A 21,691-nucleotide genomic window follows, 5' to 3' on the forward strand; every position below is an offset into this window, starting at 1 on the left:
GGACGGTGAGCATTCCAACGCCTTATGAAGACCTGCTGCGCGATGTCCTGGAACACGGCACGCACAAATCGGACCGTACCGGGACGGGAACCCTGAGTGTGTTCGGCCGCCAGATGCGCTTCGACCTCAGCAAAAGCTTCCCCCTGGTCACCACGAAGCGCGTGCACTTCAAGTCCGTCGCCGTAGAGCTGCTCTGGTTCCTCCGCGGCGACACGAACGTGAAATGGATGCAGGACCAGGGCGTCACCATCTGGAACGAATGGGCTGACGCCGTGGGTGAACTCGGCCCGGTCTACGGCGTCCAGTGGCGCTCCTGGCCGACTCCCGACGGCGGCCACATCGACCAGATCGCCGAGCTCATCGAGAACCTCAGGACGAATCCCGATTCACGCCGGCACATCGTCTCGGCCTGGAACGTCGCCGAACTCAAGGACATGGCCCTCCCGCCCTGCCACGCGTTCTTCCAGTTCTACGTGGCCGACGGGAAGCTCTCCTGCCAGCTCTACCAGCGGTCCGCCGACACCTTCCTGGGCGTGCCGTTCAACATCGCCTCCTACGCTTTGCTGACCTGCATGATTGCCCAGCAGACCGGACTGGAACCGGGCGAATTCGTCTGGACCGGCGGCGACGTCCACATCTACGACAACCACATGGACCAGGTCCTCAAGCAGCTCGCCCGCGCCCCCTACGAGTACCCGCAGCTCAAAATCACCCGCAAGCCGGACTCCATCTTCGATTACACCCTCGATGACTTCGAGGTGGTCGGCTACCAGCACCACCCGACGATTAAGGCCCCGATAGCCGTATGAGCAACGACAAGATCCAGGGCGGGCAGCCCGCCGACTTCGCCGACACGCTGAGGGGCCTTACCGGGCTCGGCGTCGTCTGGGCCCAAACCAGCACCGGTGTGATCGGCAAGGACGGCGGCATGCCGTGGCGCCTTCCCGAGGACATGGCGCACTTCACCCGGCTCACCGCCGGCCACCCGGTGATCATGGGCCGCAAGACCTGGGAGTCCTTTCCCGACAAGTACCGCCCCCTGCCCGGACGGACGAACATCGTCATCACCCGCCAGGAAGGCTGGGGCGAGACACCGGCGGCCGAAGGGGCCACCGCGGTCAGGTCCCTGGACGACGCGCTCCTGGAGTCCCAGTTCGCACCGGGGAACGACATGGTCTGGATCATCGGCGGCGGCAACATCTACGCGCAGTCCATGGACCTCGCCAACGTCGCGGTCATCACCACCATCGACGCCGCAACGGAGGGCGACACGTTCGCCCCGGAACTCGGCTACGACTGGACCATGGGCGCAAGCCTGCCTGCCGACGGCTGGGAAACCGCCGGCAACGGCACCCGCTACCGCATCAACGTGTGGCGCCGGACGGAGGGCTAAGGAATGCTGAAGAAACCCGAAACCCTCTTCGTCCTTGGCTACATGCTGCTTCCGCTGCTGGCGCTGCTGTCCGCGATCGTGGGGCTGACCATGATCCTCGGCGGCAACAAGATCGTCGGGGCAATCGTGCTCGTGGTGGTCACCCAGGCGTTCGCCTTCGGGGCGTTCTTCGCGCTCAGAAGGCGCAAGCACGCGCTGCTCGCGGAGCGCACCGGCGAGTGAGCCCGGCCTGGTCCGGGTGATGGGGAGATCAACCCATCGCCCGGCGCCGCGGTTCCGGCTACATTGGTGCCGGTTAGATACTCACACGGGAATGCACCAGGTCTTGATCCCAGCCGGTTAGGCTGAGGCACGTAAAAGGGGGACGCCGCAATGGCAGGAAACTTGTGGGGCGCCGACGTCGCCCAGTTGCGGACACTTGCGCAACAGTTCGGCAAGACGTCCGAGACGCTGCTGCAGCAGTCCACCACCCTGACATCGGCCATCAACGGCAACACGTCCTGGAAGGGTGCCGACGGCGCCCGCTTCACGTCCGAGTGGAACAGCAGCCACCGCGCCCTGATCCAGAAGACCGCGCTCGCTCTCAAGGCGGAGTCCAAGCGGCTGATGACCCACGCCGAGCAGCAGGAGAAAGCCAGCAACGCGGCCGCGGCGGCCGGCGGCGGCCCCGGAATTCCGGGCGCGCCGGGCTCGCAGGGGAACTGGGCACTCCTGGGAGGGGCTGCCGGGCTCGGTATCCTCCGGAACTTCATGGGAGTCCAGAAGAACATCAAGGCCCCGCTCACCTTGGCAAAGCATCTTGGCCAGTACGGCTGGGTCCTGAAGAACCGGCGAGCCGAACTCGTGAAGTCGATGCTCACGAAGGGCCGCCACCGGCTCGGCGGCCCTGCCTTCGACACGCGGCACTTATGGCAGAACACCCCGGGCAACAAGGCCCTCGACGGACTACTCAAGGAGTCCGCCAAGAGCAGCAGGACCATGAAGCTGATCGATCAGGCGTCTGACGTCGCTTCTTTGAAGAACCTGCAAGACATCAAGGGACCGTTGGATAAATTCCTCGGCCCGCTGAACAAGGTCGCGAGCCTTACTGCCGAAAAATCCTGGCTTTTCGAAGGCAAGAAGTACGAATGGCTCGGAAAGGCAGGGCTGGCCCGTGGCCTCGGCTGGGCCGGGGTGGGGTTCAGCGCCTATGACTCAGTTCAAAGTTTTGCAAAAGGGGACATCGAAGGGGGCCTCGGCAGCGCCTTCAAGGCCGGTCTTGGCGTCGGCTGCTTCCTGCCGCCTCCGGCCGGTACGGTCTGCCAGGTTGCCAGTGTCGGCATCGCCGTTTACGAGAACTGGGACACGATCAGCAGCGTCGGCAAGAACGTCGGTGAAGGCATCGTCAACGCCGTCAAGGATCCCGGCAAATTTGTCAGCGACACGGCCGACAACATCAAGGATGCCGGCAAGTCCGTGGCTAAGTTCTTTGGCTTCGGGGATTAGGAGACTCACATGACCATGCAGGACGAGACGACCCAGGAGCCCCAGCTCGGGGTCGATGTCATCGGCTTCGGGGTGGGCGAATTCGCCTACCTGCTGAATGTCTTCGAAGGTCCGGTCCGCGATCGGTCGGTCAGTGTTTTCCGCGCGGAGGAACTCGTGGACGACGACACACTGTCCACAGCCGGGGCGTCATCTTTGATCGCCAGGGACCTGGCGACGGTCGATGACGACGGCGACCTCGGCGTGAAGGGGGTGGCGGCGGCCGTCGCAACCGCCCTCGGGCACGCGACGCGCTGGACTGAGCTCTCCCTGCTCACCAAAGACAGCATGGATAACGTCGTGCTGGTCGAAGCGCCGGAGGTTGCTTTGATGCTGCAACCCCGGGTGCTGGGGACCTGGTTCGTCTTCGCCCAAGACGCCGCCATCAGTTCGGCAGAGGCCACCCTCCGCGTGGTCCGCCTGCATGTCGAGCAGAATCCCGGGGGCACGGCGTACCTGGTCTTCAAGACCCTCGACACGGAGAAGCACCTGCTGGTCCGCCGCGGCGAGGACTCGTGGGCCACCGGCATCCCCGACTTCGCCACGGACGAAGTCGCTGAAACCGAAGGCTTGGACGACTCAGGACTGTTGCGCGCCATTGAGGACTCGCGTGGCCAGGCGTAGCCCCGACGTGCCCCAGGAACCGGGTTACGAGCCCGGCCGCCCCCCGGAGGAACGGGTACGTCACCGCCTCTCCGAGGACGGCGAGCTGGTCACCTACACGGACGAGGAATACGGCGTCCGCAAAGATGACGGCGGCGGCATCATCAAGCCCGTGAACTCGTCGTGGGGCCTGCTCTTCCTGGCAATCCTGATCACGCTCGCCTTCGGCGGGATGCTGTACGGTCTGGCGCAAATCGCCATCACTGGTCAGTGGGACATTCTTGGACGCACCTGGTGGATGTTTCTGGTGATCCAGATACCGCTGATCGCGAGCTGGGCTGGCTACCTCAAGGAACGTAAGGCGGAGAAGCTGCGCAGGGCCCGCAACCTGCCCCGGCCGGTCGGCTAGTCCCACAACCGGACCAGCGCCGGTTGGACCGGGCCGTGACGTAACCGACTGCGCCCCGGGGCCGGCAAAGTCTAAACTGGGCGCATGACTACAGCAGCTACTCCGTCCGTTGGACTTGTCGGTTGGCGTGGCATGGTCGGCTCCGTCCTGATGCAGCGCATGCAGGAAGAGGGCGACTTCGCCAACATCAACCCGGTATTTTTCTCCACCTCGAACGCGGGAGGTGCCGCCCCCGCCTTCGCTGGTTCTGCCGGGGGCGACGCCGGCAAGCTCGAGGACGCGTTCGACGTCGAGACCCTTGCCAAGCTGCCGATTATCGTGACCGCCCAGGGCGGCGACTACACGAAACAGGTCCACGGCGAGCTGCGCAGCCGCGGCTGGGACGGCCTGTGGATCGATGCCGCGTCCACGCTGCGGATGAACGACGATTCGATCATCGTGCTCGACCCGATCAACCGCGACGTCATCGACAAGGGTCTCGCCAACGGCACCAAGGACTTCATCGGCGGCAACTGCACCGTCTCCTGCATGCTCATGGGCCTCGGCGGGCTGTTCAAGAACGGCCTCGTCGAGTGGGGCACGTCCATGACGTACCAGGCTGCCTCCGGCGGCGGCGCCCGGCATATGCGCGAACTGCTGAACCAGTTCGGCACGCTCAACGCAGAGGTCAGCTCGGAACTGAACGACCCGGCGTCGGCCATCCTGGACATTGACCGCAAGGTCCTGGCCCATCAGCGCACCGACATCGATGCCTCGCAGTTCGGCGTCCCGCTGGCCGGCTCGCTGATCCCCTGGATCGACGCGGACCTCGGCAACGGCCAGTCCAAGGAAGAGTGGAAAGCCGGGGTGGAGACCAACAAGATCCTCGGCACCTCCGGCGACGAGCACATCATCATGGACGGTCTCTGCATCCGGATCGGCGCCATGCGCTCGCACTCGCAGGCGCTTACGCTCAAACTCCGCGAAGACCTCTCCGTCGCCGAGATCGAGAAGCTCCTGGACGCGGACAACGAGTGGGCCAAGGTGGTGCCCAACACCAAGGACGCGTCCATGGCGGACCTCACCCCGGTGTCCGCCTCGGGCACCCTCGACATCCCCGTGGGCCGCATCCGCAAGCTGGAGATGGGACCGCAGTACATCAGCGCCTTCACGGTCGGCGACCAACTGCTGTGGGGCGCGGCCGAACCGCTCCGCCGCATGCTCAACATCGCGACCGGCGCCCTCTAGGGGATTCACGACCCACGTCAGGTGCCGAGGAATCTCCGGTACTTTGCGGCCTGCAGCTCGAACGATCTTTGGGCGGCAGGCCGCAGCCCGTTGACGTCGTCGAAGGGCTCGGGGACAACCACCGCGGCCTTTCCGCTGCGGGACACGTCCCAGGTGCCGACGACCTGGCCGCCGGCAACGATTGTCTTCCGGAAGACCCCGTTGCCGCCCGGCACGATCTTGTCCGCATGCTCCGGCGGCAGCACGAGCGCCCGGTCCGTGTAGCCGAGCAGGAACTCGTCGAATCCCGGCAATGCCAGCACCAGCCGGCCGGCCGGGACTCCGTCGTCGAGCAGCGCCGCAGTCTCCGGGGAGAGCCAGTAGCTGGTCCCCTCGAATTTCAACTCCACCAGCTGGTCCGACACCCGGGCCAGGGCCGTGCGGACCTCGGTCAGGGGGATGCCGGACCACCAGGAAAAGTCGCGTTCCGTGGCGGGCCCGTGGCTGCGCAGATAGCGCAGCAGCCACTCGGCGATGCCGTCCGCACGGTCCAGGACGCGCGACTCGGTGATCCAGTCGTCGAAGGCCACGACGAGTTGCTGGTTGCCGGCCAGCGGGCCCTGCACCAGCCAGCCCCGCTGGCACAGCATCCCCAGCAGGTGGATGCCGCGCTGGCCGGCCGTGGACTGGCCCGCCTGTTCGAAGGCCTGGAACAGCTCCGCCCGGCTGGCGGCCGCCCCGCCGGAGACCAGCTGCAGCGCGGTGTCCGCCGCGGCATCGACGTCCGCGGCATCGATGTCGAGCTCCCGGTGGCGCCCGGCCATGCCCCGGATCAGCCGGTCGGAGGTAATGGCCAGCATCCATTTCAGGTCTTCGGGAGCCAGCAGGTGCAGTGTTCCGCGCATCGGCCAGGAGCGGACGATTTCCCCCCGGTCAAGGGCGCTGCGGACATCGGCCACCCGGGAACCAGGGACCCGCTGGCCGACAGCCCAGAGGGAGGCCTGCAGGTCCTGCGCCTGCATGGCAGTCATCCAGCGCACTGCTGCCGCGACGCTGCGGAACCCGGACCCGGCCAGGCCCTGCGAGGCCAGCCGCAGCCGGCCCAGGATCCCCCGGCTGAGCCGGACACGCCCCGTTGCTCTCATGCACCCATGCTAGGGCTCCTGACGGTTGGTTCCCAGCCGCCTTCCAGCCGGACTCCCTACCCTTATTGGATGACCATGAGTGAGATGTGGCCGCTGCTGCGGCCGCTGAGCAGGAGGCTGGCCCTGCTGGGCTGGGCTTCCAGCGCGGCCGGCATGACCGCCGGGCTCGCCATTGCCATTGCCAGCGGCACGCGCCTCTCGCCCATGATGAGCACGCTGCAGGTCGTGGCGGTGGCGTCCATGGCCGTGGCAGTGACAAGCTTCGTCACGGCTGCCTCGGTACAGCCGCGTCCGCCCGTGAGGGGCTCCGGAGAAGCACACGACGCACGCGACCGCCTGGACTCCTCGGAGTTCCCGGACACCGTGCAGAGTTTCCTGCTCGGCTCGCTGGCGTTGCTGGCCGGGGCCGTCGTCTTCGCCCTCGCCGGCCTGGTGCTCCGCAGCGGGCCCAGCGCCCAGTCCGTGGCGTTCTGCCAGGTGTTCTTCCTGGGCGCTGCGGCGTCCGGCTTCACCTTTATGCTGTTCAGCAAAGTCTCCCGGCACCGCGGCAGGAACTGACGTCCCGGCAGAAGTGTTGCCTCTTAGAGCTCAATGCCGATGAGCAGCGGTTCCGGATGCAGTTCGATCCCAAAGCGTTCGACGACGCCGCGGCGCACCTCACGCGCGATCGCCAGCAGGTCCGCCGCGCTGGCCGATCCCCTGTTGGTGATGGCCAGGGTGTGTTTGGTGGACAGCGAGGCCCGGCCGCCGGATACGCTGTCCGGTTCGAGCCCGAATCCCTTGCCGTAGCCGGCCTGGTCGATCAGCCAGGCCGCGGAGAGCTTGGTCAGCCCGTCGGCGCCGCCGGGGTACCGCGGCGCACCCTCGGGCAGCCCGGCGGCCACGTCTGCCGGCACGATCGGGTTCGTGAAGAAGGAACCGGTGGAATAGGTGTCCCGGTCCGCAGCGTCCCACACCATGCCTTTGGATGCCCTGAGCCGGAGCACCTCGCGCCGGACATCGTTGGCATAGGCCCGCTGGCCGGTCTCGACGCCTAGCGCCCGGGCGAGCTCGGCGTACCGTACGGGGGCACTCATCCGCCCCACGGGCAGCTGGAACTCGACCGTGAGCACAACATAGCGCGGGGAGCCGTTCACGGTGGTCTGTTTGAGGATCGAATCGCGGTAGCTGAACTTCAGCTCCGAGTTGGTGAACGTCTGCACAGTGTTGCGGTGCCGGTCCCAGGTGCGCACGGCGGCAATGGTCTGGGAAACGTCCGAGCCGTAGGCGCCGACGTTCTGGACGGGGGTTGCACCCGTGGCGCCGGGGATGCCGGAGAGCGCCTCGATGCCGGACCAGGCGTGCCGCACGGCGTGCTCCACCAGGGCGTCCCAGTTGTGGCCGGCCTGGACAACGACGGCGACGCCGCCGCAGGAGTCCTCGGCGCTGACGGTGAATCCCTCCGAGGCGATCTTCAGGACGGCGCCGGGGAACCCGTCGTCGGACACGAGCAGGTTGGAGCCGCCGCCGATGATCAGCAGCGACTCGCCGGCCGCGTCCGCGGAACGGACGGCGTCGATGATCTCGGCCTCGGTGCGGGCCTCGATGAAACGGCCGGCGGGGCCGCCGACGGCGGCCGTGGTCAGGGCGGAAAGCAGAGTCTGGGTCACCCGTCCAGCCTAGCCCGGTTCCGCTGCGCTCCCCTAAGCAGCACCAGCGCAGTCAGGTGAGTTTCCGGGCCACCGGGGAGAGCAGGAAGCTGACCACCAGCATCACCATGACGGCCAGCAGCGAGTGCAGGATGCCGACATGCTCCGCCAGCAGCCCCAGCAGGGGCGGGCCGCAGAGGAACGCGCCGTAGCCGATCGTGGACACCACCGAGACCCGGGCGGCCGCCTTAACCGGATCGTCCGCGGCGGCGGACATGCCCACCGGGAAGCCCAGCGACGCGCCCAGGCCCCAGACCGCGAGGGCCACATAGGCCAACCAGGGCGCCGGCGCGAAGACGAACAGGCCCAGGCCCACTACGGCCAGGGCCGCGCACCAGCGCATTACGGGGACGCGGCCGAAGCGGTCCAGCACCACCGTGCCGGCGAAGCGCCCCACGGTCATGAACGTGACGAAAAGCCCGTACCCCGCGGCGCCCGCAGCGTCGGACTGGCCGTGGCCGTCGGCGAGCGCGAGCGCCACCCAGTCCCCGGCCGCGCCCTCAGCGAGGGCGAGGCCCAGCACCAGGACGCCCAGCAGGAGTGTCCGGCGGTCCCGCCAGGCCTGGGCGATCTGGCGTTTGTTGTCCAGCGGTTCATCGGGCCGGTCCGTGGCCGGACGGATGACCGGGATCGGCCCGGTGGAGGGATCCTCGAACGTATCGGGCCTGTCCGGCTTGAAACTGTGGCGGCCCTCCACCGGGGTGATGTCGGCGCGGAACCAGGAGGCGGCGGTGGCCACGGAGACCGCGACCAGCACGCCCACGGCGCCGAAGTGCCAGACGACGGGCACGCCGGCGCCCGCGGCCCAGGCGCCGGCCGCGGCGCCGGCCACGGTGCCGAGGCTGAAGGCGCCGTGCAGCCGGGGCATGATGTGCCGGTTGACGGCGCGCTCCACGGCGGCACCCTCGACGTTGGAGGCCGTGTTCCAGCTGGCGGTGCCGAGTCCGATCACGGCCAGTCCCGCCGCGACGGCGAGCGGGTTGACCAGCACGGAGGTGCCAAGGCCCGCGAGGACCAGTCCGGTGCCCACCATGATGCTGCCGATCCGGATGGTCTGCTTCGAGCCGAACCTGAGCACGATCAGCCCCGACGCGGAGACCGAGATGAAGGACCCCAGTGTCATGCACAGCAGCAGCAGCCCGATGTTCCCCGGGGTGAGGTCCAGCCCGTCGCGGATGGCCGGCAGCCGGGACACCCACGTGGCGAAGGCGATGCCGCTGACCGCGTAGGCGGCCACGACGGCGTTACGCCAGTGGGTCACCTCCGCGGCCTGGCCCGTGCTGACGCTCATTGGGTCGCCACGCTGGTCAGGCCAGCCTGACGACGGCCTGTGCCTTCATCAGCACCTTCTGGCCGCCCGAGAGGACCGTGAGGTCAACGCGGGCGGTGCCTGCCTCGGCGTCGAGCGCCCCGATGGTTCCGCTGATCTCGATCACGGCGCCGGCGTCCGGGGTTCCCGTGGTGTCGGCCACCGGGACCGGCTTGGTGAAGCGGGTCTGGAAATCGACGACGGCGGCGGGGTCGCCGGCCCAGTCGGTAACGAGCTGGACGGCGGAGCCCATGGTGAACATGCCGTGGGCAATCACGCCCGGCAGTCCCACGCTGGTGGCGAAAGCCTCGTTCCAGTGGATGGGGTTGAAGTCGCCGGAGGCACCGGCGTACTTGACGAGGTCCGTGCGGGTGACGTCGATGCTGCGGCTGCCGATGTCCTGGCCGACCGTGAGTTCCGAGAATGTGGGTGTCATGGCTACTGTCCCTCTCCGCGGACCAGGATGGATGAGGTGGCTGTGGCGACGGCCTCACGCGAATCGTTTCCGGCGCCCGCGTCTGCCCCTGCGGTGAGTGCGAAGATTTCCGAGCGGGTGGTGATCATGGCGCCGCCGCCCATCGCGCGGACCCCGTCGACGTGGAGTTCGGCGACCAGCCGGTCCCCGGCCACGATCGGCCGGTGGTGGATGAACCGCTGGTCCGCATGGACCACCCGGGAGAAATCGATGCCGGAGTCCGGGTCCTCGATCAGCTGGGCGTCGGCCCGCTGCGCGACGATGATCGCGAAGGTCGGCGGCGCCACGACATCGCTGTGCCCCAGCGCTGCGGCGGCCTCCACGTCGAAGTGGGCGGGGTGGGTGGCCTTGACTGCGCGGGCGAACTCGCGGATCTTCTCTCGGCCGACGTCGTACACCTCTGCGGCAGGGTAGCTGCGCCCCTGCAGGTCCGGATTGATAGTCATGGATCCAGCCTATCGCCACGCCGCCGGGCGGCCCGCGACGATGACGGGGGTGAACAGAATGACGACCTGCGGTATGATGAAAACATCATTTCATCAATTCACCGTCGATCCCGGAGTGCCGATCCCGGAGTTGCGGCGATGAGAAAGCACAGGCAGTGATGATTTCAGCAGCCCAGACCCCCTTGTACGAGATCAAGGCCAACTTGTTCAAGGCCCTCGCCCACCCGGCGCGGATCCGGGTCCTTGAGCTGCTGTCGGCCGCGCCGGACCACTCGGCGCCCGTCAGCCACCTGCTGGCCGAGACGGGTCTCGAAGCGTCGCACCTTTCCCAGCACCTCGCCACGCTGCGCCGCCATGGGGTGGTGACCTCGTCCCGGTCCGCCAACGCCGTGACGTACCGGCTGGCGCATCCGAAGATCGCCGAGCTGCTGGCCATCGCCCGGACATTCCTCCTCGACAGCCTGGCCGATTCCAATGAACAGCTCAAGCTCGCACAGGGACTGCCCAGCGAACATCTCAGCGCTTCCGAGTCATGAGCGCCGCCCTGGCGCACCTCCGCCGGTTCCTGCCGTCCCGCCGTGACTACGACGGGCTCCGTTCCTCCTGGAAAACGGATCTGCTGGCTGGCATCACCGTGGGCATCGTGGCGTTGCCGCTGGCGCTGGCTTTCGGGGTGAGTTCCGGCGTCGGCGCCGAAGCGGGACTCATCACCGCCGTGGTGGCCGGCCTGGTGGCGGCTGCCATGGGCGGCTCGCACGTCCAGGTCTCCGGTCCCACCGGCGCCATGGTGGTGGTGCTGGCCCCGGTGGTCGCCGTCCACGGCGCCGGCAGCATCGCCTTGGTCTCCTTGCTGGCTGGGCTCATGGTGGTCATCCTGGGCATCAGCGGACTGGGCAGGGCAGTGGCCTTCATCCCGTGGCCCGTGGTGGAGGGCTTCACCCTCGGCATCGCTGCAATCATTTTTCTCCAGCAGGTCCCGATGGCCACCGGAACCGAGGGGATACCAGGCCACAACACCGTGCTGGCCGCCGTCGAGGCCGCCTCCCGGGCAACCTTGCCAACCGTGCTTCAGACGTTGAGCATCGTGGCGGTCGTCGCGGCGGTGATGCTCCTGCTTCCGAAGCTCAACAAGGCCCTGCCCGCGAGCCTGGTTGCGGTGCTCCTGGCCACCGTGGCCGCGGAGCTGCTTCAGCTGGACATCCCCCGGATCGGGGAACTGCCGCATTCGCTGTCCGCACCGTCGGTGCCGGCGCTCGACCCTGCGGCTCTGGGCGGGCTTCTGATGCCTGCGGTGTCCATCGCGATGCTGGCCGCCATTGAATCCCTGCTCTCCGCACGGGTGGCTGCCGGCATGGTCGGCCCCGACGGCAGGCCCTCCGGGACCTACAGCCCGGACCGGGAGCTCACCGGGCAGGGCCTCGCCTCCGTCGCGGCGGGGTTGTTTGGCGGGATGCCGGCCACGGGCGCCATCGCCCGGACTGCCGTCAACGTACGCTCCGGAGCGAGGACCAGGCTGTCCGCCATTGTGCACGCCCTGGTTTTGCTGGCCATCATCTACCTGGCGGCGGGATTGGTCGGGAAGATCCCGCTGGCGGTCCTGGCCGGCATCCTGATGGTCACGGCCACCCGGATGGTCTCGCTGCATACGGTGACCGCCGTCCTGCGCTCCACGCGCGCCGACGCTTTCGTGTTCGTCCTGACGGCCCTCATCACCGTGGCCTTTGACCTGATCGTGGCCATCGAGATCGGGCTTGTCGCCGCGGCCCTCTTCACGCTGCGGAAGTTCGCCTCGCTCAGCGGGGTCAAGCGCGAGGAGATCCCGGGAGCACGCCTGCAGGGGGACGAACACATCGCGATCTTCCGGCTGGACGGGGCCATGTTCTTCGGTGCCGCGGAACGCGTCCTGCAGGAAATCAGCCAAGTCAGGGACATCCAGGTGGCCATCATCCGGCTCTCGCAGGTGCGGATGCTCGACGCCACCGGGGCCCACACCCTGGTGGAGGTCATTTCGGCGCTGGAGCTGCGCGGGGTGACGGTCCTGCTCAAGGGCGTCCAGCCGCAACACCTTGAGCTGGTGACCAACGTCGGGGTGATCCGCTCGCTGCGGCACCACAAGCACCTGTTTACGTCCCTGCCCGAGGCCGTGGAGCATGCCCGCAGCCACGTGCGCCGGAATGCGGCTGCTAGCGTTTGAGGTTCTTGCGGATCGTCTGGCCGCGGACCACGATCCCGGCGATGTGCAGCACCAGGCCGAGGCCGATCACGGCGAGCGAGGCGACGGCGAGGTCCTGGTTGCCCGAGCTGTTGCCGATCAGGTTCAGGACGATCCCGACGCCGAGCAGGCCCATGGCGCTGAAAACCAGCACCTTGTAGGTGGTTGGCGCGGAGTCCCAGAATTCTTTCAGCACCGTGCCAGTCTACCGGGCCGCCGGTTGCGGGTTGCCGCTCAGAACAGGGACTCCTGGACCGCCGGAACGTCCGTGCCGTGGTCGCCGAGCTCGATGGTCCGGGCCTTCAGCTGCCCGAGGTTGACGACAAACTCAAGGTCGGCGCCGTCGAGGCTGGCCAGTGCGATGCTGCCGCTCAGCGAGTCGATCCGGAACCCGTGGGTTCCCGCGCTGAGCTCGTGCGGGTAGGCGTGCCGTGCCGCCGGCGCGCACGCCGCATCAGAGAACCCCGGCCGCAGCCAGGGCTCGTCGACGACCCCAAAACCGCCGCCCCCGACGCCGGCCAACAACTCGCGGGCGCCCGCGGCCAGCCTGCTGTTCAGGGCATCCAGTTCGACGGCGGGGGCTGGCCCGGTCAGGGCTGCGGCCTTGGCTGCAGACCGGACCTGCTGCGGAAGGCCGGCGTCGCGGGTCACTATGTCCTCGAGGATCCTGACCACCCGGCCGTCGTCGGCTCGGGCGACGTAGCGGGCGACGACGGCGCCTTGTTCGGCGAGCCTCTTCCACTTCCGCAGGTTCGCGGCGGTGCCGACCTTGCTGGCGCCGCCGGCGAAGGTGGCGACGTACAGCCAGTGCGGCTGCATCAGGTAGGCGCGCAGCCCGGGCGGCACGCGTCCGCCGCGGTGGAAGTCGTGGATAAGCCGCGAATCATCCACCACGAAGCACCGCTCGCACTGGCTGCCCCTGACGGCCTGCGCCCGGGCCGGGCAGAGGACGTGGTCCCGGTCCGCGGGCCCGTGGACCTTGTGGTGCCCCAGGCAGTGCTTCCCCGCCGCCGCGAGGCGGAAGCCCAGCCGGGTGCCGGCACCGATGGCCAGGTCCGTCCAGCCGCCGTCGGGGTCCTGCAGGCGCATCACCGGGTGCCCGCCGCCGGACGGGCCGGCCTCCGCCGCTGCGCCCGGCTCGGCATCCCAAAAGACCCCGTGGACCAGATAGCGGGTATCGGTCACGGGGTCTCCTTGGTTAGGGACCGGCTAGAGGGCCGGCTGCACCCCAAAGGCTACCGCGAGCTTCATGATCTTCTCGGCGCGGCCCAGGCGGGGCAGGTCCGAGCCGTCGCGGATGACGCGGCCATTGGCCTCGAAGTCGGCCATGAAGTCAGTGGCCCAGGCGACGTCGGACGGCGTGGGGCTGATGACCTCGTTGATGACGTGGGTCTGGTCGATCGCGAGGCAGAGCTTGCCGGTCATGCCCATCATGACGGTAATGCCGGTCTGCTCGCGGAGGATGGGGTGGTTGGTGCCGACCGTGGGGCCGTCGATGGGGCCGGGCAGGTTGCCGACGCGGCTGGCCACGACCAGCTTGGCGCGCGGGTAGGACATGGCCTCCGGGGTGGCGGCCATGCCCGTGTCACGGCGGAAGTCGCCCGAGCCGAAGGCGAGCCGGAACGCACCCTGGGCTTTGGCTATGTTGTTGGCTTCCTCGATGCCGACGGCGGACTCGACGAGCGGGATGACCGGCGTCTTGCCGTCCATGCGGTGGAAGCTTTCGGTGACCTGGTCAGCGGATTCGGTCTTGGCGAGCATCACACCGAGCAGGCCGGGGGTGCCGCGGAGCCCGGCGAGGTCGTCGGCCCAGAAGGGGCTGGTGGCGTCGTTGATCCGGACCCAGGCGCTGCCGCCGGCGGTCAGCCAGTCCACGACGTTGGCGCGGGCCGCGTCCTTCTGGGAGGGGTCCACCGCGTCTTCGATGTCCAGGATGATGGCGTCCGCGCGGGACATGGCCGACTGGTCGAAGAGTTCGGTCTTCATTGCGTTCACGAGCAGCCAGGAGCGGGCGATTTCGGCCGGAATGTTGCGTTGAGGCCGGACGGTCCCGGCGGTGGTGGTGGAGGTCATGTATCTACGCTAGCCGTTCCGGGGTGTCTCCCGCGAAGTATTCCGGCCCGCGGAAGCGACCAATACGACCAAAATCACGTTCCCGCTCAGCTGAGCGCGCCCGCGGCAGCCATGGAGGTTTGGCATTACTCGCGCATGCTTTCCTGCCGGGTACTGACAGCGGACGGACAATTGAGGCCCCGGATTACGCAGAATCGGGGCCTCAACTGCCGGCCAGCCTGTTGGGTGGGTGCCGGAGCGTTACGGGATGTTGCTGCCCCGCGCCGTCACCCAGAGCCCGTACCACTCGGTCCGGGTCATGGATGCAGCCACCGCAGCCGCGTCGGCGCAGGCGCGGATGCGGTCCGGATTGGCGGTGCCGATCACGGGGGCGATGCCGGCCGGGTGCTTCATCAGCCAGCCGAGCAGGATCGCTTCCCCGGTGGTCTTCTTCTCCGCCGCCAGCTGCGCCACGAGCCCGGTGGTCGCTTCCTCCGCCGCAGACGGCGCCGGGGCCGGCGCCCCGGTGTAGAGGCCCCGGGCCAGGGCGCCGTAGGCCTGCAGGGTGATCCCGTGCCGGACGCAGTGCTCCACGGTGCCGTGCGGGAAGCTGTAGTCAGTTCCCTCGGCGTGGTTGACCAGCACCGTGCTCTCCAGCCAGGCGCGTTTGAGCAGGCTCATTTCCAGCTGGTTGGCGACCACCGGGGTCTCGAGCCGGTCCTGCAGGACCTCGATTTGCGCCCCGGACATGTTGGACACGCCCAGCGCCCGGACCTTGCCTTCCGCCATCAGCTGCCCGACGGCGGAGGCAACCTCCGCGGGGTCCATCAACGGGTCGGGGCGGTGGAGCATCAGCACGTCCACATACTCCGTGCGGAGCCGGCCGAGGCTCTGGTTGACGCGTTCCAGGATGGCGTCCCGGCTCAGGTCGTAGAACCCCTCCATGCCCTGCTCGTTTACCCGGATGCCGCACTTGGTCTGCAGCCTGATGCGCTCGCGCAGTCCCGGGGTGTTGGCCAGCACCTCGCCGAACACCGCCTCGGACTTGCCGGCACGGTAGATGTCGGCATGGTCGAAGAGGGTGATGCCCGCATCAAGGGCAGCGTCGACGGCGGCAGCCGCCTCGTCCACGTGCGCGGACGAGTACGGCTCCGGCGACCAGCTGCCGCCCAGGCCCATGCAGCCGTAGATCAGTTCCTGGGCAGGGTTCAGCTTCTGGGCAGGGCTCAGTTCCTGGGCCGGATGGCCGGCTTCCGTCTTTTCGTCCGTGGCGCTCATCGCAGCCAGACGGTGGTGCTGCCCGGCAGGAGGTTACCGTCCAGGGGTCCACTGCTGAGCAGCACCTCACCGGCGGGCAGCTCGACGGGCATGTCACCGAAGTTGGTTACGGTCTGCCAGCCGCCGGGGCGGCCGAAGTGCAGCACGTCGGGGCTTGCCGCGGTGTGCCATTCGAGCTCTTCCGAGGTCTGCAGCTCGCGGCGCAGCTTCAGTGCCCGGCGGTAGAACTCAAGGGTGGACCCCTCGACCCCGTCCTCTGCCGCGACGGCGTAGCGGCCGAACCAGGCCGGCTGCGGCAGGTGCGCGCCGCCGTCGCCGAAGCCGAAGGAAGTGCCCTCCGCGGCCCAGGGCAGCGGCACGCGGCAGCCGTCCCGGCCGATCTCCACGCCCTTGTTCCGGAAGAAGGTCGGGTCCTGGCGCTCGGCGTCCGGGATGTCCGCGACTTCCTGCAGTCCGAGCTCCTCGCCCTGGTAGAGGTATGCGGAGCCCGGCAAGGCGAGCATCAGCTGGGTGGCCGCGCGGGCACGGCGCAGGCCGAGTTCGACGTCGAGCTCCTCGGCCGGGGCGCCGGCCAGGAGCCAGCCCTTGCCGTCCTGGCCCTTGGCGTGCCTGCCGCCGCCCTTGGGCAGGCCGTAGCGCGTGGCGTGGCGGACGACGTCGTGGTTGGAGAACACCCAGGTGGAGGACGCGCCGGACTCGGTGGCTTCGGCCAGGTTGCGGGTGATGATTTCGTGGAATTCCTCGGCGTCGAAGTCGGCCTGCAGGAGGTCGAAGTTGAACGCCTGGCCCAGGCCTTCCGGGCTCGCGTAGCGGCCGCGGCGGCTGGCGTGGACCCAGGCTTCGGCGACGGCGGTGCGCGGCGGGTTGTACTCGTTGAAGACCTGGCGCCATTCGACGTAGATCTCGTGGACCTCGTCGCGGTCCCAGAACGGGTGCGAGCCGTCGTCGAAGCCGTCAGTGCCGCTGTTGGCCTCGCTCAGTTCGACCCTGGACAGCAGCGGCTCGGTGAGGTCCTTGGTGAGGGCGTGCGCAACGTCCACGCGGAAGCCGTCCACGCCGCGGTCGGACCAGAAGCGCAGGGTCTTGAGGAAGTCGTCGCGGATTTCGCGGTTGGACCAGTTCAGGTCCGGCTGTTCCTTGGCGAAGATGTGCATGTACCACTGGCCGGGGGTGCCGTCCGGTTCGGTGATGCGCTCCCAGGCCGGGCCGCCGAAGACGGATTCCCAGTCCGACGGCGGGATCTTGCCGTTCTCGCCCTTGCCGTCCCGGAAGATGTAGCGCTCACGCGCATCCGAGCCGCGGGGCGACGCCAAGGCCTCCTGGAACCAGATGTGGCGGTTGGAGGAGTGGTTCGGGACGATGTCCGCGATCAGCTTGATGCCTGCGGCGTGCAGGGCTGCGGACATCTCGTCGAAGTCCTCCAGCGTGCCGAGCTTGGGGTCGACGTCGCGGTAGTCGTCGACGTCGTAGCCGCCGTCGGCGAGGGCCGAGGGGTAGAACGGGCTGAGCCAGACGGCGTCGATCCCGAGTTCCTTCAGGTAGGGAACCTTCGCCGTGATGCCCTTGATGTCGCCGAGGCCGTCGCCGTTCGAGTCGGAGAAGCTGCGCGGGTAGATCTGGTACACGGAGGCCTGCCGCCACCAGTTGGGATCGGCGGCGAGATCGGTACCGGACAGGGTTGCCAGCGTGGCGGTGTTGGACAAGGGGGATCCTCCGGGCTCGGAACTGGGGTTCTGGTAATTTAGATACAAGCTAAATATATTGCCTGAACAATTATGGGTCCGGATCCGGGAGAGGTCAACATTTGAAGCCGACGGCAGCCGCCGCCACCCCCCAGCTGCTGCGCCGGGTGAATGCCCAGTCCGTGCTCGGCGTCATCCGGACCACGGAGGTGGCCACCGGCACCGAGCTGATGACCCGGACCGGACTGACGAGGGCCTCGGTCATTGCCGTCTGCGAGGACCTGATCCGGCGCGGCTGGATCCGCGAGCTGGACGCCCGCACCGAGGAACAGCCCCTGGGCCCGCGCAAGGGACGTCCCGCCCGGCGCTTCGCGCTCAATGCGACGGCAGGTTTCGTGCTGGGCATCGATATCGGCGCCGCCACCACTACGGCGGCCGTCGCGGACCTCCGCGGCACCGTCGTCGGGCGCTCCAGCGAAAGCTTCCGGGCCACGGACATCCCCGCCGAGGAGCGGACCGACGTCGTCGACCGTGCGTGCCGCTCGGCGCTGGCGGCAGCCGGGACCGGTCCGGGCGCGGTCTTGGCCGTGGGGGCGGGGATCGCCGCTCCGGTGGACCGCGACGGCAAGGTGCTGGGGACGCAGCATTTCTGGAGCCTGTTCGACGTCGGGCTCCGCGCGGCGCTTCAGGAACTCCACGGCTGGACAGTACTTCTGGAGAACGATGCCAACCTTGCCGCCCTGGGCGAACGCTGGCGGGGTTCCGGCGCCGGCGTCGACGACCTGGTGGTGCTCTTGGCCGGTGAACGGCTGGGCGCCGGCGTGCTGGAGTCCGGGCGGCTGCTGCACGGCCGCGGTGGCGCGGCCGGTGAAATGGGCTACCTGGACCTTGTGGAGGGCGTCGGCTCCAGCGATGGCATCGCCAGCCTGGCCCGGCAGTGGTCCGCAGCCGGCGGCGGTCCCGCCGGGGGCGGCGAGGCGAGCGCCCGGCGCGTCTTTGAGGACGCCGCCGCCGGGGATCCCGCCGCACTGGCCATCCTCGACAGGATTTCTGACCGGATGGCCCGGGTCATCGCCTCCGTGTCGAGTTTCATCAATCCCGAGCTGGTGGTGATTGGCGGCGCTGTTGCTGAATCGGCGGGGGCACTGCTCCCCGGCATCACGGCACTGCTCCCCCGCTACACGGCAACACCCCCGCGCGTGACGGTCTCGCCCCTGGGCGATTCGATTGTCACGGTCGGCGCCGTCCGGCACGCGTTGGACTACGTCGAGGCAAACGCCCTGGAGCTGGAGCTGGCTCGGGGTTAGCTTACCGGTTCCAGGGCGGCGGCGATGGGCAGGTCCCCGTCCCGGAATTCGATGGTGCGCCCGGCCGTGGAGGGCAGGCCCAGCACGGCCGCCGCGACGAGGGCAACGTTGGCGCGGGCCGTGTCCCGCTTCCCGGAGTCGTCCGCGGGGTCGACGTCGACCAGTCCGTTGCCGGGCCCGTCGGTGAGCGCTCCGGGCCCCAGGATGGTCCAAGCTAGGTCCGTTCCACGCAGGTATGCGTCGGCGGCCGCCTTGGCCTCGGCGTACGCGAAGAACCCGTGGTCCTCGGGGACACCGTGATCGGGGCCGGCTCCGAAGTAGGACACCATGATGTAGCGCCCGACGCCGGCCGCGGCCGCCGCGTCCATCGACCGGATGGCGGCGTCCCTGTCCACGGCATAAGTGCGCTCCGGGCTTCCACCGCCGGCACCGGCCGACCAGACGACGGCGTCGTGGTTCCTCAGCGCCTCGGCGATGTCCGCCGTCGTCGCATGTTCAACATCCAGGACCACGGGCATGGCGCCGGTGGCCTCGACGTCCGCCCCGTGGTCCGGGTTGCGGATGAATGACGTAACGTCCAGTCCTTCCTCGGCCAGGATGCGGGACAGTTCCAGAGCCACTTTGCCGTGGCCGCCAATGATTGCGATTCGCGTCATGGACCCATTCTGTCCCACGCGCCCCGTCGCCGCACGCGGCTGTCGGTCCGATACCGGCCGGTTGACGCTTCCTTCCGATCAGTCCACCCGCTGGCCGAATGCCGGCGTCACTCCCCGAAGGTATTCCCTGTTCAGGTGATCCGGGTCGTAGTAGACGGCAACGCCCCCTACGGCGCTGTAGCAGCTGGTGTCGTCACAGAAATACCGGCTCAAGTCCACGGGCCGGACCATCGGGTGGTTCAGTTCTTCTACCGCGGCCGCCATGGGGTCTGACGGCAACGCCTTGTCTCTCGGAACGGCGCAGCTTTGGGGATTCTCCGGGTTGAGGGCCAGGCACTCAGCGCTTCGCACTGCGCCGTTCAACGGCGGGTCGTAAATAGGCTGGACTTTGGCGCCAACCGCCAGCCAGCGCTTCCAGTGCCTGACGAGCCCGTCGGCATACTGCGCCGTCTGGGAGCGGCCGGTTCCGTCATCTATTTGCTCACCTGCGGCGAACATGCTGACGAACACCCTGCTGGGCCTGTCCCGCTCTATGGCCGTGGCAACAGTCTGGCCCCACCGCTGACAATCGGCGGTCGTGGCTGGATCAGCGGGCCGCCCCCCGTGGCCGGAAAGTCGTGCGTCCACGAGCGGGCAGCCGCCGAAGTAGCTCCATTTCAGCTTCCAGTGACGCTCTTTCGCGAGCTCAAAAATGGCTGTCTGCCATTGCTGCGCGTGAGAATCACCGACCAGCCACACGGTCTCGGCGTTGGGATCGCCCCCCGAAAGATCGCACGAGGCCGGGTGGCCCTCAAGGCCATCCCGGAGCGTGTTGTCGTTGGTCTGACACTCTTCAGGAGAATGGGTGTACGAGTTCACAGGGCCCATGTGGGGCAGGGCCACGGGCATTGTCCAAGGGTCGCCGCAGTCTTCATTCCGGTCTACTACGGCGGCTCCGCGACACGGATTAGCGGCGAGCCTTTCGGCTTTGGCGGCGGCCTGGTCTGATCGTTGGACACCGAGGAGGCCCAGGCTGAGGGCGGCCAGGGAAACGGCCACCATGCCCGCCACAAGGCCGATGAACACTCTCCGCGGCCGGTCCCGTGGCCCACCTTGTTTGATCCACCGGTCTTCAACGAAGGTTTTGGTCAGCCAAGCGAGCCCCACTGCCGCCGCCAAAACGAGGAGCCGAACGCCGAACGTCAGATCGGCGCCTGCGACGAAGGGTGCGACAACAATGAGCGGCCAATGCCACAGATACAGCGAGTAGGAAATGTCGCCTACGAACTGCACCGGCTTGAGCCCTGTAAATCGATCGTGCCACATCCGCATCCCGCCCGATCCGGCCAGGATCACAAGCGCCGTGCCCATGACCGGAACTATGGCTGTCCAGCCTGGAAATGGCGTTTCGTGGTTGAACGCGAGGGCGGTGGCCAGAATCGTTGTGAAGCCAGCAACGGCGCCCACGTTCCGCAGGCGGCGCGACACTGACGGCAAGGCGCCCACGAATGCCAGCCCTGCGCCTACGCCGAACTCCCAGATTCGGACGGGAGTCGCGAAGTAAGCCTGGTTGGGCGCAACGGCAGTGATGTAAACACTGCATATGAGGGATGCGAGAGTAGCCAGCCCGATGCCTGCGACAAGGACGGACGTCGAATTCTTGCGCGTCCTGCGAGCCACTGCAAACAACGCCACCAATCCGAGCGGCCACAGCAAGTAGAACTGCTCCTCGACGGATAGTGACCAGTAATGCTGGGCCACCGTTGCCGATTCATTCATGGCGGAGTAGTCAACAGACTTGGCGGCGAGGAGCCAGTTCTCAAAGTAGAAGGTGCTGCCCAGCACCTCCTCGACCGTGGATTCCCACCGGGTGCACGGGAGCGTGAGCCCAGCGAGAATCAGGGAGGCAACAAGGACCAGGAACGCGGCCGGCAGAAGGCGCCTGACTCGCCGGGCATAGAACGCCCCGAGCCTAATGCGGCCGCTCGCCTGAAGCTCCCTGACAAGGTGCGAGGTGATCAGGAACCCGGAAATCACAAAGAACACGTCAACGCCGACATAACCGCCGGGAAGACGTTGAGGCCAAAGATGGTTTAGAACCACCAAGCCGACAGCAAGTGCCCTCAGCGCCTGGATATCCGTCCGGTGGCCCTTGCGCGCACCGCCTGCACTATTCCGCCTGGTAAGTCGCGGGAGGTTGCGCTCCTGCCGATCGGCCGTGATTGTCATGATTCCCTTCAACATGCAGGCGACATTCGCTGCCGGATCTCGAGCACGCAGCGGTGCGCTCATAACAAAAGGACCCTGCAGGCTTTGCCTGCAGGGTC

Annotated in this window: 23 protein-coding genes; 11 read left to right on the forward strand and 12 right to left on the reverse strand. The window is 67.9% G+C overall.

Translation table 11 applies throughout. The features are described 5' to 3' along the window. The first annotated feature begins 5 nt into the window (after positions 1–5). The 7 genes from LDO13_RS14030 (at position 6) to asd (ending at position 5,156) form a co-directional block, all read left to right on the forward strand. Entirely contained in the window at positions 6–809 is an 804-nt protein-coding gene (locus tag LDO13_RS14030; RefSeq protein ID WP_224047302.1) for a thymidylate synthase, read from the forward strand. Further along, positions 806–1,393 carry a dihydrofolate reductase gene (locus tag LDO13_RS14035; RefSeq protein WP_224047303.1) on the forward strand — a complete coding sequence of 196 codons (588 nt, stop codon included), beginning with the start codon at positions 806–808 and terminating at the stop codon, positions 1,391–1,393. The genes LDO13_RS14030 and LDO13_RS14035 overlap by 4 nt, the downstream gene beginning before the upstream one ends. Positions 1,394–1,396: 3 nt before the next feature. Continuing rightward, positions 1,397–1,615, forward strand: coding sequence for an NF038396 family protein (locus LDO13_RS14040; RefSeq protein ID WP_224047304.1), 219 nt, complete (start codon positions 1,397–1,399; stop codon positions 1,613–1,615). 150 nt (positions 1,616–1,765) lie between these two features. Beyond that, the gene (locus LDO13_RS14045; RefSeq protein WP_224047305.1) at positions 1,766–2,878 is read left to right on the forward strand and encodes a WXG100 family type VII secretion target; all 1,113 of its coding nucleotides are present in this window, start codon (positions 1,766–1,768) and stop codon (positions 2,876–2,878) included. A gap of 9 nt (positions 2,879–2,887) precedes the next feature. Next, positions 2,888–3,541, forward strand: coding sequence for a hypothetical protein (locus LDO13_RS14050; RefSeq protein ID WP_224047306.1), 654 nt, complete (start codon positions 2,888–2,890; stop codon positions 3,539–3,541). Beyond that, positions 3,528–3,929 carry a hypothetical protein gene (locus LDO13_RS14055; RefSeq protein ID WP_224047307.1) on the forward strand — a complete coding sequence of 134 codons (402 nt, stop codon included), beginning with the start codon at positions 3,528–3,530 and terminating at the stop codon, positions 3,927–3,929. The genes LDO13_RS14050 and LDO13_RS14055 overlap by 14 nt, the downstream gene beginning before the upstream one ends. Before the next feature lie 84 nt (positions 3,930–4,013). Then, the gene (gene asd, locus LDO13_RS14060) at positions 4,014–5,156 is read left to right on the forward strand and encodes an aspartate-semialdehyde dehydrogenase (protein ID WP_224047308.1); all 1,143 of its coding nucleotides are present in this window, start codon (positions 4,014–4,016) and stop codon (positions 5,154–5,156) included. 17 nt (positions 5,157–5,173) lie between these two features. Here asd and LDO13_RS14065 read toward each other — a convergent pair whose 3' ends face one another. Continuing rightward, positions 5,174–6,280, reverse strand: coding sequence for a winged helix DNA-binding domain-containing protein (locus LDO13_RS14065; RefSeq protein WP_224047309.1), 1,107 nt, complete (start codon positions 6,278–6,280; stop codon positions 5,174–5,176). Between the two features lie 69 nt (positions 6,281–6,349). On the opposite strand from LDO13_RS14065, the gene LDO13_RS14070 reads away from it, so the two are divergent. Next, entirely contained in the window at positions 6,350–6,838 is a 489-nt protein-coding gene (locus tag LDO13_RS14070; RefSeq protein WP_224047310.1) for a hypothetical protein, read from the forward strand. Between the two features lie 23 nt (positions 6,839–6,861). Here LDO13_RS14070 and LDO13_RS14075 read toward each other — a convergent pair whose 3' ends face one another. Genes LDO13_RS14075 through LDO13_RS14090 form a run of 4 tightly spaced genes read right to left on the reverse strand, consistent with a single transcriptional unit; the run spans position 6,862 to position 10,198 of the window. After that, positions 6,862–7,929, reverse strand: a complete 1,068-nt coding sequence (locus LDO13_RS14075; RefSeq protein WP_224047311.1) for a UDP-N-acetylmuramate dehydrogenase — start codon at positions 7,927–7,929, stop codon at positions 6,862–6,864. 52 nt (positions 7,930–7,981) lie between these two features. After that, a complete protein-coding gene (locus LDO13_RS14080) occupies positions 7,982–9,259 on the reverse strand; it encodes an MFS transporter (RefSeq protein ID WP_224047312.1) in 1,278 nt (425 codons plus the stop codon). 16 nt (positions 9,260–9,275) lie between these two features. Then, positions 9,276–9,713 carry a MaoC family dehydratase gene (locus LDO13_RS14085; protein WP_224047313.1) on the reverse strand — a complete coding sequence of 146 codons (438 nt, stop codon included), beginning with the start codon at positions 9,711–9,713 and terminating at the stop codon, positions 9,276–9,278. 2 nt (positions 9,714–9,715) lie between these two features. Further along, entirely contained in the window at positions 9,716–10,198 is a 483-nt protein-coding gene (locus LDO13_RS14090; RefSeq protein ID WP_224047314.1) for a MaoC family dehydratase N-terminal domain-containing protein, read from the reverse strand. Positions 10,199–10,356: 158 nt separating this feature from the next. Between LDO13_RS14090 and LDO13_RS14095 the strand changes: the two genes are divergently transcribed. Together LDO13_RS14095 and LDO13_RS14100 are read left to right on the forward strand one after the other, a co-directional pair. After that, complete coding sequence (locus LDO13_RS14095; protein WP_224049794.1) at positions 10,357–10,734, forward strand: metalloregulator ArsR/SmtB family transcription factor; 378 nt, start codon at positions 10,357–10,359, stop codon at positions 10,732–10,734. After that, positions 10,731–12,392 (forward strand): SulP family inorganic anion transporter, encoded by a 1,662-nt coding sequence (locus tag LDO13_RS14100; protein ID WP_224047315.1) that lies wholly within the window; start codon positions 10,731–10,733, stop codon positions 12,390–12,392. The genes LDO13_RS14095 and LDO13_RS14100 overlap by 4 nt, the downstream gene beginning before the upstream one ends. Here the strand turns inward: LDO13_RS14100 and LDO13_RS14105 are convergent. The 5 genes from LDO13_RS14105 to LDO13_RS14125 form a co-directional block, all read right to left on the reverse strand. Next, positions 12,382–12,606: a DUF3188 domain-containing protein gene (locus LDO13_RS14105; protein WP_224047316.1), complete on the reverse strand. Its 225-nt coding sequence runs from the start codon at positions 12,604–12,606 to the stop codon at positions 12,382–12,384. The genes LDO13_RS14100 and LDO13_RS14105 overlap by 11 nt on opposite strands. Positions 12,607–12,644: 38 nt before the next feature. Beyond that, positions 12,645–13,595 (reverse strand): DUF2797 domain-containing protein, encoded by a 951-nt coding sequence (locus tag LDO13_RS14110; RefSeq protein WP_224047317.1) that lies wholly within the window; start codon positions 13,593–13,595, stop codon positions 12,645–12,647. A 24-nt stretch (positions 13,596–13,619) separates the two neighbouring features. Then, entirely contained in the window at positions 13,620–14,483 is an 864-nt protein-coding gene (locus LDO13_RS14115) for a CoA ester lyase (RefSeq protein ID WP_224047318.1), read from the reverse strand. Positions 14,484–14,723: 240 nt separating this feature from the next. Further along, positions 14,724–15,641, reverse strand: coding sequence for an aldo/keto reductase (locus LDO13_RS14120; protein ID WP_263422173.1), 918 nt, complete (start codon positions 15,639–15,641; stop codon positions 14,724–14,726). A 95-nt stretch (positions 15,642–15,736) separates the two neighbouring features. After that, entirely contained in the window at positions 15,737–17,443 is a 1,707-nt protein-coding gene (locus tag LDO13_RS14125) for a glycoside hydrolase family 13 protein (RefSeq protein ID WP_224047320.1), read from the reverse strand. Between the two features lie 101 nt (positions 17,444–17,544). Here LDO13_RS14125 and LDO13_RS14130 point away from each other — a divergent pair, with 101 nt between their 5' ends. Beyond that, on the forward strand, positions 17,545–18,729 hold the full coding sequence (locus LDO13_RS14130; RefSeq protein ID WP_224047321.1) for an ROK family protein: 1,185 nt from the start codon (positions 17,545–17,547) through the stop codon (positions 18,727–18,729). Here the strand turns inward: LDO13_RS14130 and LDO13_RS14135 are convergent. Beyond that, positions 18,726–19,385, reverse strand: a complete 660-nt coding sequence (locus LDO13_RS14135) for an NAD(P)H-binding protein (protein ID WP_224047322.1) — start codon at positions 19,383–19,385, stop codon at positions 18,726–18,728. The genes LDO13_RS14130 and LDO13_RS14135 overlap by 4 nt on opposite strands. Positions 19,386–19,463: 78 nt before the next feature. After that, positions 19,464–21,656 carry an acyltransferase family protein gene (locus LDO13_RS14140; RefSeq protein WP_224047323.1) on the reverse strand — a complete coding sequence of 731 codons (2,193 nt, stop codon included), beginning with the start codon at positions 21,654–21,656 and terminating at the stop codon, positions 19,464–19,466. Positions 21,657–21,691 lie beyond the last annotated feature (35 nt).

The organism is Arthrobacter sp. NicSoilB4 (genome assembly GCF_019977335.1).
GTDB lineage: Bacteria > Actinomycetota > Actinomycetes > Actinomycetales > Micrococcaceae > Arthrobacter.